We start from the raw sequence: 13,476 nt of genomic DNA, 5'->3' as shown, positions 1-13,476 counted from the left end.
GCCCATACTCATTCGAGGTGATAGCGACGACGGTACCGATCGAGGTTGGCACGCCCGAGCCGAGCGATTCTCGGTAGCAGGCGCACCGCCAGACCGGGGACGAGCATCGCCGCTTTGATCATCCACCCGTCGCTGCGCGGGAGGTTGACTTCCAGACGTTTGCGGCCGATGCAGCCCACGACCGCGTCGGCGACGGCAGCCGGTTCGAGTGGCGTGCCGAGAAAGTTCAGAGCCGAACCACCGGTGGCGGCTTCGTGTCGCAGCATCGGTGTGTCGACACCGCCGGGGTTGACGATGCTGACCCGTACACCGGTGGCCGGAGCCCGCGTGCCCAGGCTGAGCAGGAAGCCGCGTAGCCCGAATTTCGACGCGGTGTAGCCGGGGCTTTCGGCTATGGGCAGCATCGACGCGAGCGAGACCACCGCGACTATCTGCCCGCCCGAACGCTGCAGCGCGGGGAACAACGCTCGGGTCAGCCGGACCGGGGCGAGCAGGTTGACCGCGATCTCGTGGTCGAATTCGGTTGTCTCGGCGCGTTCGAACGGGGTGGTGACCACGACGCCCGCGGTGTGCACCAGCAGGTCGCACTCGGTGACTACGTCAGCGAGCCGGGCGATGGCGGCCGGGTCGGCGAGATCGCACACGTGCGTGGTGACAGAGTCGCCCAACGCGTCTAGGCCCACCTCGGAGACGTCGACGGCGACGACCCGATAGCCGCATCCGGTGAGCCGGCTGGTGACGGCCGCACCGATCGCGCCGCCGGCACCGGTGACGACCGCCGTCGGGCTCACTGGTGCACCACCCGCTGGTGCACCGCTTCGAACATGCCGGGCTCGAGATCGGTCCAGCCCATCCGTCGACACACCCGGGTGAGGTATCTGCGGAACGTCCGAACATCGACGTAGGCGCGGTGCCGGTCGGTGTCGATGAATCCGATGCCGCCGGACAGGTCGGGCCGGTCGGTGGCGATCATCGCGTCGAACTTTGCCGCACGCGATGGCCGGTGCTGCTGGTCATCCAGGTACTGGGCCAGCACGTTCGTGATCTGGTCGAGCAGGGCGTAAACACCGGAGTTGGTCTCGACAAAGCCCGCGGTGAACAGGTTGCGGTGGGCCGGGTTGAACGCGGTGAGGTACGTGCGCGGACGGCCACCGATCCAGTCGAAATACTTCTCCGGCAGATACGGCAGCGCCCAGTCGTAGCCGGTGGCATACAGCACCAGGTCGATCGGTTCGCGGCTGCCGTCGGTGAAGACGACACAGTCGCCGTCGAAACGGTCCACGTCCGGGCGGATCGCCACGTCGCCGTGCTGCAGGTGGTACACAAGCTGGCTGTTGACCAACGGGTGCGACTCGAAGAGTCGGTGATCGGGTTTGGGCAGGCCGAACCTGGTGAGATCACCCTGCACCAGCCGCAGCAGTGCTTTGAACACCGGCCGCTCAAGCACCAGCGGCATGCTGGGACCGGTCTCCGCCCACACATCGGCCGGGAGACCGAAGAGGTGCTTGGGGATGACGTAGTACCCACGACGCACGCTCACGAACGTCGCATCGGCAGAAGCCGCTGCATCGCAAGCGATGTCGGCAGCGGAGTTGCCGAGCCCGACGATCAGCACGCGCTTGCCGCGGAACTCGGTTGCACTGCGATAGCTGACCGAATGACGGATCTCACCGTCGAATACGCCGGGGTGGTCCGGCAGGCGCGGCGCCCAGGTGACACCGCTCGCGCACACAACGGCGTCATATCGCTGCTGGTCGCCGTTCGCCGTGCGCACCAGCCACCCGGAGTCGTCGGCTTCGGCTGCTATGCCGGTGACCGCGCACCCGAACCGGATGCGCTCACGCAGCCCGTAACGGTCGGCGAAGCTCCTGGTGTAATCCAGGATCTGGCGGTTGCCCGGGTAGTCGGGGAACGACTCGGGCATGGGAAAGTCGAAGAACCCGGACATGGTGCGCGACGAGATGAAATGCGCCGACTCGTACATCGGCGTCCCGGCGTTGTCGAGGTCCCAGATCCCGCCGACGTCAGTGTGCCGCTCGAACTGGTCGTAGTCGATGCCCAGCCGGCGCAAGGCCCGGGCCGTCGACAGCCCGGCAGGCCCGGCCCCGACGATGCAAACCCTCACCCGCTCCATGAGACCGAACGAAGACGCTAGTCACCAGGGTTGCGGCAGCTAACATGGGGGGCAAACCAGACAGAATTGGGGTGTTGTGAACGGCGATCCGCTGCAGCAGGCGGTCATCCCGCCCTCGGTGCTCGCCGGCGTCGTGGAGATCGCCGACCGGCGCGGCATCGACACCACGGCCTGGTTCGACGGTACCGGCCTGACGGCTGCCTGGCTGACCCTGCCCGACTCGCGAGCGTCGTTCCGGCAGATCGCTCTGATTCTCCGGCGCGCATTACGGGATCTGCCACCGGGCCCGGTCGGCATGCGGGTCGGCAACCGCGACCTACTCATGACGTTCGGCATCCTTGGTTTCGCCCTGCGCGCATGCGAGACTGGTGCGCAGGCAGTCGAACTCGGACTGCGCTGGCATCAGGCCGCCGGCAGCCTGATGAACGTCAGCGGCCGGCGAGACGGCGACCTGTACGCGTTTGAGTTCACCGAACGGGCACCCGAGCCCGAGCTGCGCGAATTCCTGTGCGAGGAGGCCCTCTGCAGCACGCTGTTGCTCATCCGTGCCATCCTCGGTGACCATGTCGTGCCCGCCATGGTCGAATTGACCTACCCCGAACCGGCGTACTTTGGCGAGTATCAACGGTTCTTCCGTTGCTCCATCGCGTTCGACGCCGAAGCGAACCGGATGTCGGTGCCTGCCGAGTTCCTGACACGGCGCATTCGCACCCACAGCGCTGCCCACCTCGCTGTCGCGCTCGACGCGGCCAAAAGACTGGCCGACCCGGTCGGTTCGCGCGCCGACATCGTCGCCGCGGTCGAAGCCGTGCTCCAGGGTGACCTGCGCCGGCCACTGACGATGGTCGAGGTCGCCGACCACCTCCACCTGACCGAACGCAGCCTGCACCGCAAACTCGCGGCCGCCGGGCACCGCTACAGCGACATCCGCGACCGCGTTCGGTGCGATCACGCCACCCTGCTGCTCCGCGAAACCAGCTCCCCGATCCATGCTGTCGCCCGTGCCGTCGGGTACAGCGACGCCCGGGAGTTTCGTCGCGCCTACATCCGCTGGACCGGCAAGGCGCCCAGCACGCAGCGACACTGGGGCGGCGACTGCGCCGCTCCCTCGATGCCTCAGCGACCTCACCGGGCACCGGCATCTCAACAGCTCCACCAGCCCCTCGGCTGAGAGGATAGGGCCCTGTCCCTTGTCGGAATGGCTATCGCATGCGCTGCCAACCCGCTACTCATCAGCCGAAAGTCCGGCCCTCACCACGGTAGGACGGCGGGGACGCGACGATGCGGTTCTCCTCGACGACGTGCACGGTGTTGAAGCGTTCGAGCAGCTCGCCGGCCTTGGCGTGGCGTAGCCAGACCCGGTCGCCGATGCGCAGTGCGGCGGCTCCGGTGACGGGTGTCTGCACCTCCCCCGCGCCTTCGCTGCCGAGCAGTGTCAGTCCAGGCGTTGCGAGCTTGGGCAGCCGCGTTGGTCCCGCTGGCCCGGAGGCGATGTATCCACCTCCGAACAGGGTCGCGATTTTCGACGTCGGCTTGCGAACGACCGGCAGCGCGAAAAACAGCGCCGGCCGTGGCGTGAAGGCGTCGTAGCGATCGAAGATACCGGGCGTGTACAGCCCTGAACCGGCGGTCACCTCGGTCACCGACCGATCGGCCGAGCTGATCTCGAGGCTGCCAGTGCCGCCGGAGTTGACGATCTGCAATGGGCCCACGGTGTTTTCCAGCGCCCCGACGACGGAAGAGCGTCGCCGTGCGAGTTCAGCAGCAGATGCCTTCTTCATCAGCCGCACCGCCAAGGAGGTGTCCTGCAGGCCGGCGATCTGCGCTTCGTAGAACATCACGCCGACAACACGAAAGCCTTGTGCCAGCATGACCTCCGCCAATGCCTTCGCCGACGCCGGGGTGCGGACCGGTGACCGGTGCACCCCTATATACAGCGGCCCGATTCGTAACGAGGCGTCGACATCGAGGCAGACCCGCAGCGGTGCAGGCCCGGCAGCAGAACGAATGAATGCGAGCTGGGCCGGGTCGTCCACCATCAACGTGATCACGTCTTGCAGCGCCTCGTCGGCACCGAGTTCAGCCAGTGCGGTGCGGTCGGCGCTCGGATAGCCTACGAGCACATCGGAAATACCGTTTCCGGCGAGCCAGATTGCCTCGCGCAGCGAATAAGCCATCACCCCGGCGAAGCCCGAGGTGCCGAGCGCTTGATCGAGCACCCAGCGGCAGCGAACCGACTTGCTGGCAACGCGTACCGGCTTACCGCCGGCACGGCGCACCAGATCGGCTGCGTTCTCGCGCATTGCTGCCAGGTCGAGCGCGGCCAGCGGCGGGTCCAGCCCAGCGGTGGCCCGGGTGAGCACGTCCAGATCAGTCACGCGGATACATTAGCTCCGGAACGCACGCGCTCGCGCGGTGGTAACAGGTCAAGCAGCTGTGGCGAAACTGCCCGGCCCGGCTTCACGACAGCCTCACCGCATCGCTGGCTGCTCTGGTAGTTCTGCTGATCTGGTGGCTGGCAGTGACCTGACCAGGCGTCAAACCGTTTACACGTTGCGCCTATACCGTGCGGGCCAACCGGTGTGCCAGCAGCTCTGCGAACCTCGCCGGATCCTCCAGAGCACCACCTTCGGCGAGAAGCGCTGTGCCATATAGCAATTCCGCTGTCTCAGCGATCTCCTTACGCGCAGCGTCGTCACCGGCCGCCTGGTGCGCTTGGCGCAGGCCGGTGACGAGCGGATGATCCGGGTTGAGTTCGAGGATCCGTTTGCCGACCGGGACCTGCTGCCCCGATGCCCGGTAAATCCGCGCCAGCGCCGGTGTGATACCGAAGGCGTCGGTGATCAAGCAGGCCGGTGACTCGGTCAGGCGAGTGGACAGCCGCACCTCCTTGACGTGATCGCTCAGTGTCTCGGCCAGCCAGGCCAGCAGATCGGCGAATTCCTTCTGCTGCTCCTCGCGCTCGGTCTTGTGCGCCGTCTTCTCCTCGTCGGAGTCGAGGTCCACCTCGCCCTTGGCCACCGACTGCAGCGGTTTGCCGTCGAACTCGGTCACGGCCCCCACCCAGATCTCGTCGACCGGGTCGGTGAGCAGCAGCACCTCATAGCCCTTGGCCTTGAACGCCTCCAGATGTGGTGACTTCAGCAGTTGCTCGCGGGTCTCGCCGGTGGCGTAGAAGATCTTTTCCTGGCCCTCTTTCATGCGTTCGACGTACTCGGCAAGGGTGACGGGTTCATCGTCGCCGTGCGTCGAGGCGAACGAGCAGACGTCCAGCAGCGCCTCCCGGTTGTCGAAGTCCGAGAACAGGCCCTCTTTGACGACGCTGCCGAACTGGGTCCAGAAGGTGCGGTAGTCCTCGGGCCGGTGCGACTGCAGCTCCTTGATGGTGGAGAGCACCTTTTTGGCCAGCCGGCGCCGGATCGCCCCGACCTGCCGGTCCTGCTGCAGCATCTCGCGGGACACGTTGAGCGACATGTCCTGTGCGTCGACCACACCCTTGATGAAGCGCAGGTACTCGGGCATGAGCTGGTCGCAGTCGCCCATGATGAACACCCGTTTGACATACAGCTGGATCCCGGCCTGTGCGTCGCGGCTGAACAGGTCGAACGGGGCGTGCGACGGGATGAACAGCAGCGCCTGGTACTCGAAGGTGCCCTCGGCCTTCATCGAGATGACCTCGAGCGGGTCGTCCCAAGCGTGTGCGACGTGCTTATAGAATTCGCTGTACTCTTGTTCAGAAACCTCGTCTTTCGGCCTGGCCCACAGTGCCTTCATCGAGTTGAGGGTCTCGGTTCCGGTAGTGACGACTTCTTCGCCGCCTTCTTCTGCCGGCGGGGTACGCCGCTCGACCTGCATCCGAATGGGCCAGGCGATGAAGTCGGAGTACTTCTTGACCAGGTTCCTGATCGTCCACTCGGTGGTGTAGTCGTGCAGTTCGTCCTCGGTGTCTTCGGGCTTGAGGTGCAGGGTGACCGAGGTTCCGTACGGGACAGGCTGATCCGGCCCGACCGATTCGATCGTGTAGGTGCCCTCGCCGCTCGACTGCCATCTGGTGGACTCGCTCTCGCCGGCCCTACGGGTCAGCAGCTCGACCTTGTCGGCGACCATGAAGACCGAGTAGAAGCCGATGCCGAACTGCCCGATCAGCTCCTCGGGCGCAGCGGTATTTTTGGCGGTGTTGGCGGTCTTGGTGCTCCTGGCGCGCTTGGCGGTGTTGGCGGTCTTGGTGCTCCTGGCGCGCTTGGCGTTTTGGGCCTCCTGCAACTGCTGGCGCAACTCGGCGGTGCCCGATTTGGCCAGAGTGCCGATCAAATCCACCACCTCCGCGCGCGTCATACCGATGCCGTTGTCGCGAATGGTCAGCGTGCGGTCATCCTTGTCCACCTCGATCTCGATGTGCAGATCGGAGGTGTCGACATCGAGGTCCTTGTTCCGGAACGCCTCCAGCCGCAGCTTGTCCAGCGCGTCGGAGGCGTTGGAGATCAGCTCCCGCAGAAACGCGTCCTTATTGGAGTAGACGGAGTGGACCATCAAATCCAGCAGCTGGCGAGCCTCCGCCTGAAACTCCAACTGCTCGACACCCGTGCTCATCTCATTCCCTTTCATTCCTGCCGTACCGGCAAAGCCGTCTCATTCGAATCTAGGTGGTGGGTCAGTAGATGTAGTCTTCGCCGCTGGCCCGGACGGTGATGTCGCCGCGCTGGCCGACCAGGCCCATGATTGCGGTTTCGTTGACAACGCCGCTGGCGAGGTTGGTGCCGAAGGCACCGGTCGGCTTGACGGTGGTCACTTTGATCTTTCCCTTCGCCTCGGTCCGCAACGAGTCCGAGAGCACCGTGACCGCGGCCTTGGTCGAACTGTAGACACCGGAGCCTTCGACTCCGGCGTTGCCGTAGATCGAGGAGATGTTCACGACCTGGCCGCGGCCCTGTTTGATCATCTGGTCGTAGACGTCGGCGACCTGGGAGGTGACGGTGAAACCGCTGTCGCGGAGTCCGTCGAAAACTGCGTTGAGGTTCGCCGAGTCGATGTCGACACCGACGATCCTGGCGCCGCCCGCCGCGCACTTCTGGGCGATCAGCTTGCCGAATCCGCTGCCCGCGCCGGTGATGACGACGACCTTGTCCTTGAGACGGTCCGGTAGGTGTTTCGACACAAGCCAGATGATAGGCAGACCGCCTGTGGGTGCCGCAACGGTCGGCACGCTCGGTGGTCGACGGCCTGGCCCGACTCGGGTGACCGCCATTGGTTGCCGTGTCCTGCCCCGGAAAGCCACGAAAATGTCGTCAGGGGACGTATCGTCACTTCCGTGCGGCGTCGTACGGTGGTGAAACTGCCGCTGCTGATGGCGGCAGCGGGTGTGCTGACCCAGATACCCCGCGCCGCCGCCGCCGACTCGCACCGATGGTCAGCCGATCGGGCCAACCGCTGGTATCAAGCGCAGGATTGGCCGGTCGGCGCCAACTACATCACCTCCAACGCCGTCAACCAGCTGGAGATGTTCCAGGCCAGCACCTTCGACCCGGCACGCATCGATGTCGAGCTTGGCTGGGCCCGAGCCGCCGGTCTCAACTCGGTGCGGGTATTCCTGCACGATCTGCTGTGGGCTCAGGACTCCGAGGGCTTCCAGTACCGGCTGGCCCAGTTCGTCGCCATCGCGGCACGCCATCGCATCAAGCCGGTGTTCGTCCTCTTCGACTCCTGCTGGGACCCGTTTCCACGACCGGGCCGGCAGCGCCCGCCCCGGCCCGGGATCCACAACTCCCGGTGGGTGCAGAGCCCGGGCGCCGAACACATCGACGACAACCGCTATCGCACCACCCTGCAGAACTACGTCACCGGGGTGATGACCCAATTCCGTTACGACAACCGCGTGCTGGGCTGGGATCTGTGGAACGAGCCCGACAACCTCGCGCGCGAGTACCACGACGTCGAGCGGACCGACAAGCTGGACCGGGTCGCCGATCTGCTCCCCCAGGTGTTCCGCTGGGCGCGGTCAGTCGATGTGCGTCAGCCGTTGACAAGCGGTGTCTGGGAGGGTTCCCGGACCGACAGCGGGATCGTCGACACGCAACTGGCAAACTCCGACGTGATCACGTTCCACTCCTACGATCAACCGGCCACCTTCGCAGCCCGGATCAACGAGCTTGCCTCGCTGGGCCGGCCGCTGCTGTGCACCGAGTACATGGCGCGCACCCGCGGCAACACCATCGACGGAGTGCTGCCGATTATGAGGCGCCACAATGTCGGTGCATACAACTGGGGATTCGTGGCCGGAAAGACCCAGACACACCTACCGTGGGACTCCTGGGATTCCCCATACACCACGGCCCCGAAACTGTGGTTCCACGACCTGATGCATCCCAGCGGCCGGGCGTACCGGGACAGCGAGCTGCTGACGATCAGCGGTTTGGGAAGCGCGTAACGGTTCGCGGGTTGAACCGGCCGAGCCGGCCTACTCTGGCCGTCGGACGGGCCTCAAGGCGCTCTCGATACCCAGGATCAGCTCGAGCGCACGCTCGATTTGACGCATTGTTTCCGGCGTTAGAGCCCCCAACTGTTTCAACAAGCGGGTGCGAGCAACAGCGCGGACACCCCGGCAGACGGCGACGCTGTCGACGTCGACGCCCTCGGTGGGTGAGACACGGGGCCGCAAGGCACTGCCGGAGGCCGAGCCCGACACCGGTACCACCACGACAAGTTCGTCATCGACGCCGGCGAGTAGCTCATCGACCGAAACGACGATGGCGGGGCGATGTTTACCGGGCTCGCCGGCCCGGGCGGCACCGAGGGCGACCAGCCAGAGGTCGCCTCGCCGCGGTTCAGGCAATTCCGTCGCCGACGGTGGTGTCCCAGTCGCGGTTCTCCTCGCGCACGGCTTGCACCGCCGCCTCCGCGCGGGTGGCGTCGCGTTCCGAGCGGAAGATCGCCTCGCGTTCGGTGCGGGAGGCCAGTTCCCTAAGCAGACCGGCGATGGAGATGCCACGTTCACGAGCCTGGGCTGCGAGGCGATCGCGAGTCTGGACGGAGACCCGGATCGTCGTCGTTTGTGTAGACATAATGAGTAGCTTAGCCCGTAGACGCGGACCGCAGCTCAGCGGAACGACATGACCTCGAAGGTCAGCCGCGTGGACGGATCGAACATCCGATTAAACCAAGTCCATGACTAAGTCGACCGCCATCCGTATTGGTGTCCATGAGGCGAAGACACGCCTATCGGAGCTGCTGCGCCTGGTCGACAGCGGCCAAGGGGTTGAGATTGCGCGCGGCTGTGAACCCGTCGCCAAGCTCGCCATCGTTGGAGATGTCCGCAACGTCCTGTTCTTCCCGGCTGCCAGCGCCTGGGAGATCGCGATCAAGTATCAGCTCGGCAAGCTGGCACTGCCCGAAGCGCCGGCCTCGTATGTGCCCGGCCGCATGCCGCGTTAGACCCAGCTGGACCTCCAGTGCCTGCGAAGCCGATGAATTCGACAGAGCCGCGATGTTCGCGATGTTAAGGTGCCCGCTATGAGACCCCGCCCCAGTGCAGCGGTGCTGGCAGTTGCGGTCGCGGCCGCCACCGCGCTGTCGGGTGCCGATGTCTCCGGCGTCGCCGTTGCGGACCCGGACAACACGTACTGCCCCAACAACATGATGTTTTCCAACCCCGGCTACTGCGACGCGCATATGCCCGACCCGATGCGCGGTCACTGCGATGGCGGTCGTACGGGCTCGCTGATGTCGGAGGGCTACTGCGACGGCGAACCCTACCCTGACGGCTCGTACTGGCGCGTCACCCAGCACGGCGCCGCCACCGTCGAGAACCCCGGCGGATGGATGGCGCTGACCAAGCAGTGCGTCGTCCACGACGGCGCGGGCACGCGGCCGGCACCACCGGGCGGATGCGACGGCGCGGTCTGACCAGTAAGAACGTAGCGCGCAAACCTCGGCCTTTAGGCCGGGGACAAGCGCGTCTGGATGCAGGAACCAGGCTAATCCAAGGCTAATCCTGCGCAAGGAACGCCCCACCCCGGCGCACAACTGCGTTTCACCGACTCCGACGGACACCGCATCACCGGGTTTGTCACCGACACCCCCAACTGATGGCGCTTATCCCCGGTCAGCTCCCCCGACTCGAACTGCGCCATCGCCAACATGCCCGCGTCGAGGACCGCTTCAGCCAAGCCAAGGCCAGCGGCCTGCGCAACCTATCGTTTCACTCTTTCTCCGCCAATAGCGCATGGCACGCGAGTACCCCGGAGAGCCGGTCGCCCGGTAGTATCGCCCGCGCCGACGCGGGGCGCACGAGACCGGCCACGCTGGGCCGGTGGAAAGGGGCCAGGTCGACTACGAGTAGTCGGTTAAGTCCCAGCTTCGTTGAAACTCGCTTTCGCCGATACGCGTATTCCACACCTGCCGATCGGCGGGCCGCAGCTGTTTTGTGTGCCATTCCCCACCTGGGCGAAACCATTGGCAGGTCTCGACGCGCGCGCTTCCTCGCCGCAGTGCCTCGTCTAGCGCGGGCTCCAGGTCTGTGTCGTGTGACGCTAAAATCACTAGATCATTCTCCGGTGACGCTGCTTCCCGCACCACGGTCAGCGCGCAGAGCACGTCGACGCCCTTCTCCCGGACCTCTTCAACGATCGGGTTGCCGTCCTGGTCGAGCACTCGACCACCTTGGCTGTCATACCGATATCGGTAGTACAGCGGACGCAGATGGACACGCACTCTCCGGTCGCGTTCCCATTGGGCCTTTTGGGCAAGACTTCGAGCGTATGCATCGGGTTCACGCTTCGATGAAGGCAGCCCGCGGTAAACAAGGACCGAGACAATCTCTGCGGGTGGGTAGCCGGGCCGTTGGCGTGAATTGCGGGTGTTAACGAGATTGACCGCAAACGTAATCGGGTCCAGCAGACAATCGTGTTTTGGCCCATAGCGGGTCGAGTCGTAAAGGCCATGCGCTGTCAGGTGCATATTCTGGTAGTCCAGGACTACGCAGGTCCGAAGCGCGTTCACCATTGAGTGCGGCTCCCGAAAAACGAAAAAGCCCTGCCAGTCCCGGAGGACGGCAGGGAACTAGGCCCTCAGGCTAAGGGCCGACAGAACGCTGTGTCAACACGACGGCGTGCCTCACCTACTTTGAGCGCGTGGCCGGTGGTGGTGCCTCAGCTATTTTGAGCGCGTAGCGCGGAAGGCTTGCCTGATGTTGGAAGGCAAGGTCGATATGGCCGCGAGGCGGCAGGTCACGAACAAACTGCGAGGTCAGTACCGCAAGGCGTCGAAGGCGGTTAAGGGCGAGATTCTGGATCGGGTGGTGGCGACCACCGGGATGGGTCGCTCGACGGCCCGGCGGATGCTGACCGGCCCGCGGCTGCCGGATCCGGCCGAGCAGCTCGACGGGCGCACGTTGCGACCGCGCGGCTTCAGCGACGACGCAAGGGCGCTTTTGGAGCACGTATGGGCGTTGATGGGGATGCCGTGCGGCAAGTACCTGGTGGTCATGCGCGATCTGTGGCTGCCGCTTTTGGCCGCCGCCGGTGATCTCGACAAGCCGTTCGCCACCGAGCAGGCACTGGCCGAGCTGAACGCGATGAGCGCGGCCACTGTGGACCGCTACCTCAAACCCGCCCGAGATGCGATGCGCATCAAGGGCATCTCGACAACGAAACCATCACCACTGCTGCGTAATTCGATCAAGATTCGTACCTGCTCGGATGAGGCGCCCGAGGTTCCGGGGGTGATCGAGGCCGACACCGTGGCGCATTGCGGGCCGAGTCTGATCGGTGAGTTCGCCCGCACACTGACGATGACCGATGTGGTGATCGGCTGGACCGAGAACACCTCGATCCGCAACAACGCCTCCAAGTGGATCACCGAAGGCATCGAGGAGTGCCAGGAGCGTTTCCCGTTCCCGATGGTGATCTTTGACTCCGACTCCGGGTCTGAGTTCATCAACCACGATGTCGCCGCGTGGCTGCAGGCCCGCGACATCGAACAGACCCGCTCACGGCCGTACCAGAAGAACGACCAGGCCCACGTGGAGTCAAAGAACAACCATGTGGTGCGCAAACACGCCTTCTACTGGCGCTACGACGCCCCAGAAGAGCTGGAGCTGCTCAACCAGCTGTGGCAGCTGGTGTCGCTGCGGCTGAACTTTTTCACCCCGACGAAAAAGGCCGTCGGCTACACCACCACCGGGGCCGGTCGCCGCAAGCGCGTCTACGACAAGCCGGCCACCCCGTGGCAGCGGCTACAGGCAGCGGAGATCCTTGATGGCCAACAACTTTCGGACGTCGCCGCTCGAATCGAGAGTGTCAACCCGGCCGATTTGACCCGTCAGATCAACGCCATCCAAATGCAGCTGCTCGACCTGGCCAAGACCAAGACCGAAGCCCTCGCCGCGGCCCGCCACATCGACCTGGAAGCATTACAGCCGTCAATCAACCGATTGGCCAAGGCGAAGTAGTGCAAGCCCCCCACGCGCTCACCATGCGTGAGGCACCAGCCACCGCTTCGCGCTCACTTTTACGTGAGGCACCTCGCACGACGGCTTGATTCGAATCGGTCACACCAGACCCCTACCAAGTCGGAAGAGCCGGAAAACCCTGAGCGACCTCATCACCGACGCCACCGCCGACCCCCGGGTAGCCGCCGACGTTCTCCGTCACAGCGACATGACCACCACGATGCGGCACTACCTGTACCGCGGGAAGACGCATCCGGAGGTTGGCGAGGCGCTCGACCACGTGCAATAAACGTCGATTAAACGTCAATTCTCAAGGTCGCACTCCGACTGAACGTCTGGCGCACTGCCTCTCACCTGCTGTTTTGTGGGGCGGGCGGGGCTCGAACCCGCGACCAACGGATTATGAGTCCGCGGCTCTAACCAACTGAGCTACCGCCCCCGGGTCGTCGACGACGCGCCACCATCGTGCCATGCCAGGATAGGTGCCGGTCAGCCGAACACCGTCTGACCATCGGCGCCGACCCGGTACCGCTCGGTGCCGTGCTGCACCCGCGGGCCGTCGGCGGCCAACGTGACCGCGATCTTGTTGCCGGCGTTTCGCATGACGTGTCATCGGGCCCTGGCCCGCCCACAGACGAACATCCGTTTGCAACGATGCTATCAATATTGATAGCATCTGTTCATGCCGAATGTTCTTATCCGTGATGTTCCAGCCGACGACCTTGACCAGATCCGGTCAGCGGCTGTGACACGCGGCGTCTCCCTGCAGGCATACCTGCTCGAGGCGATGCACGCGCAGGCTGTCCACCTTCGCCGGCGCGCCGCATTGGATCGGGTCGCCGCGCGGCTGGCGCACCAGCCGGCCGTCGGCGAGGAAGACAGGGCGGCGGTGCTTAAG

At 65.0% G+C, this 13,476-nt stretch carries 13 protein-coding genes, 1 tRNA gene and 4 pseudogenes; 8 read left to right on the top strand and 10 right to left on the bottom strand.

The genetic code is table 11. The annotated features are described in order from the left end of the window. Positions 1-8 precede the first annotated feature (8 nt). Together AC2VON_RS00690 and AC2VON_RS00685 are read right to left on the bottom strand one after the other, a co-directional pair. A complete protein-coding gene (locus AC2VON_RS00690; protein WP_486951221.1) occupies positions 9-791 on the bottom strand; it encodes an SDR family NAD(P)-dependent oxidoreductase in 783 nt (260 codons plus the stop codon). Then, a complete protein-coding gene (locus AC2VON_RS00685; protein ID WP_486951220.1) occupies positions 788-2,125 on the bottom strand; it encodes a flavin-containing monooxygenase in 1,338 nt (445 codons plus the stop codon). Before AC2VON_RS00685 ends, AC2VON_RS00690 begins: the two co-directional genes overlap by 4 nt. 85 nt (positions 2,126-2,210) lie before the next feature. On the opposite strand from AC2VON_RS00685, the gene AC2VON_RS00680 reads away from it, so the two are divergent. Then, on the top strand, positions 2,211-3,305 hold the full coding sequence (locus tag AC2VON_RS00680; RefSeq protein WP_486951219.1) for an AraC family transcriptional regulator: 1,095 nt from the start codon (positions 2,211-2,213) through the stop codon (positions 3,303-3,305). Between the two features lie 61 nt (positions 3,306-3,366). On the opposite strand, the gene AC2VON_RS00675 is transcribed toward AC2VON_RS00680, so the two are convergent. From AC2VON_RS00675 to AC2VON_RS00665, 3 genes are all read right to left on the bottom strand, one after another. Further along, a complete protein-coding gene (locus AC2VON_RS00675) occupies positions 3,367-4,518 on the bottom strand; it encodes an amino acid deaminase/aldolase (RefSeq protein ID WP_486951223.1) in 1,152 nt (383 codons plus the stop codon). A 175-nt stretch (positions 4,519-4,693) separates the two neighbouring features. After that, entirely contained in the window at positions 4,694-6,724 is a 2,031-nt protein-coding gene (gene htpG / locus AC2VON_RS00670) for a molecular chaperone HtpG (RefSeq protein ID WP_486951218.1), read from the bottom strand. Positions 6,725-6,785: 61 nt separating this feature from the next. Continuing rightward, positions 6,786-7,289 (bottom strand): SDR family NAD(P)-dependent oxidoreductase, encoded by a 504-nt coding sequence (locus AC2VON_RS00665; protein ID WP_486951217.1) that lies wholly within the window; start codon positions 7,287-7,289, stop codon positions 6,786-6,788. Between the two features lie 153 nt (positions 7,290-7,442). On the opposite strand from AC2VON_RS00665, the gene AC2VON_RS00660 reads away from it, so the two are divergent. Beyond that, positions 7,443-8,558: a glycoside hydrolase 5 family protein gene (locus AC2VON_RS00660; RefSeq protein ID WP_486951216.1), complete on the top strand. Its 1,116-nt coding sequence runs from the start codon at positions 7,443-7,445 to the stop codon at positions 8,556-8,558. A gap of 30 nt (positions 8,559-8,588) precedes the next feature. Here AC2VON_RS00660 and AC2VON_RS00655 read toward each other — a convergent pair whose 3' ends face one another. Together AC2VON_RS00655 and AC2VON_RS00650 are read right to left on the bottom strand one after the other, a co-directional pair. Then, entirely contained in the window at positions 8,589-8,963 is a 375-nt protein-coding gene (locus tag AC2VON_RS00655; protein WP_486951215.1) for a type II toxin-antitoxin system PemK/MazF family toxin, read from the bottom strand. Then, the gene (locus AC2VON_RS00650) at positions 8,956-9,192 is read right to left on the bottom strand and encodes a type II toxin-antitoxin system antitoxin MazE7 (protein ID WP_486951214.1); all 237 of its coding nucleotides are present in this window, start codon (positions 9,190-9,192) and stop codon (positions 8,956-8,958) included. The genes AC2VON_RS00655 and AC2VON_RS00650 overlap by 8 nt, the downstream gene beginning before the upstream one ends. Positions 9,193-9,424: 232 nt before the next feature. Between AC2VON_RS00650 and AC2VON_RS00645 the strand changes: the two are divergent. From AC2VON_RS00645 to AC2VON_RS00635, 3 genes and pseudogenes are all read left to right on the top strand, one after another. Further along, a pseudogene (locus AC2VON_RS00645) lies at positions 9,425-9,559 on the top strand (type II toxin-antitoxin system VapC family toxin); the annotation flags it as partial. Between the two features lie 81 nt (positions 9,560-9,640). Continuing rightward, positions 9,641-10,033 (top strand): hypothetical protein, encoded by a 393-nt coding sequence (locus AC2VON_RS00640; RefSeq protein WP_486951213.1) that lies wholly within the window; start codon positions 9,641-9,643, stop codon positions 10,031-10,033. Positions 10,034-10,103: 70 nt separating this feature from the next. Then, a pseudogene (locus tag AC2VON_RS00635) lies at positions 10,104-10,356 on the top strand (IS1380 family transposase); the annotation flags it as partial. Positions 10,357-10,459: 103 nt separating this feature from the next. Here AC2VON_RS00635 and AC2VON_RS00630 read toward each other — a convergent pair. Further along, positions 10,460-10,780: a PIN domain-containing protein gene (locus AC2VON_RS00630; RefSeq protein ID WP_486951212.1), complete on the bottom strand. Its 321-nt coding sequence runs from the start codon at positions 10,778-10,780 to the stop codon at positions 10,460-10,462. A gap of 661 nt (positions 10,781-11,441) precedes the next feature. Between AC2VON_RS00630 and AC2VON_RS00625 the strand changes: the two are divergent. After that, positions 11,442-11,726 (top strand): annotated as a pseudogene (locus AC2VON_RS00625) (integrase catalytic domain-containing protein); the annotation flags it as partial. Then, the gene (locus AC2VON_RS00620; protein ID WP_486951222.1) at positions 11,703-12,578 is read left to right on the top strand and encodes an integrase catalytic domain-containing protein; all 876 of its coding nucleotides are present in this window, start codon (positions 11,703-11,705) and stop codon (positions 12,576-12,578) included. The pseudogene AC2VON_RS00625 and the gene AC2VON_RS00620, both read left to right, overlap by 24 nt. 365 nt (positions 12,579-12,943) lie before the next feature. Here AC2VON_RS00620 and AC2VON_RS00615 read toward each other — a convergent pair. Further along, positions 12,944-13,017, bottom strand: a tRNA-Ile gene (locus tag AC2VON_RS00615). Positions 13,018-13,067: 50 nt separating this feature from the next. Further along, positions 13,068-13,184: pseudogene (locus AC2VON_RS00610) on the bottom strand (carboxymuconolactone decarboxylase family protein); the annotation flags it as partial. Between the two features lie 76 nt (positions 13,185-13,260). On the opposite strand from AC2VON_RS00610, the gene AC2VON_RS00605 reads away from it, so the two are divergent. After that, a partial coding sequence (locus tag AC2VON_RS00605) for a hypothetical protein (RefSeq protein WP_486951211.1) occupies positions 13,261-13,476 on the top strand: 216 nt, incomplete at its 3' end.

It is taken from the genome of Mycobacterium sp. TH-M82, assembly GCF_057473605.1.
This window is presented reverse-complemented; position numbering and strand designations above follow the sequence as displayed.

Coding starts and splice junctions, on each gene's coding strand:
- htpG (WP_486951218.1), bottom strand. CDS start 6,724: ATGAGCACGGGTGTCGAGCAGTTGGAGTTTCAGGCGGAGGCTCGCCAG.
- AC2VON_RS00650 (WP_486951214.1), bottom strand. CDS start 9,192: ATGTCTACACAAACGACGACGATCCGGGTCTCCGTCCAGACTCGCGAT.
- AC2VON_RS00640 (WP_486951213.1), top strand. CDS start 9,641: ATGAGACCCCGCCCCAGTGCAGCGGTGCTGGCAGTTGCGGTCGCGGCC.
- AC2VON_RS00620 (WP_486951222.1), top strand. CDS start 11,703: ATGAGCGCGGCCACTGTGGACCGCTACCTCAAACCCGCCCGAGATGCG.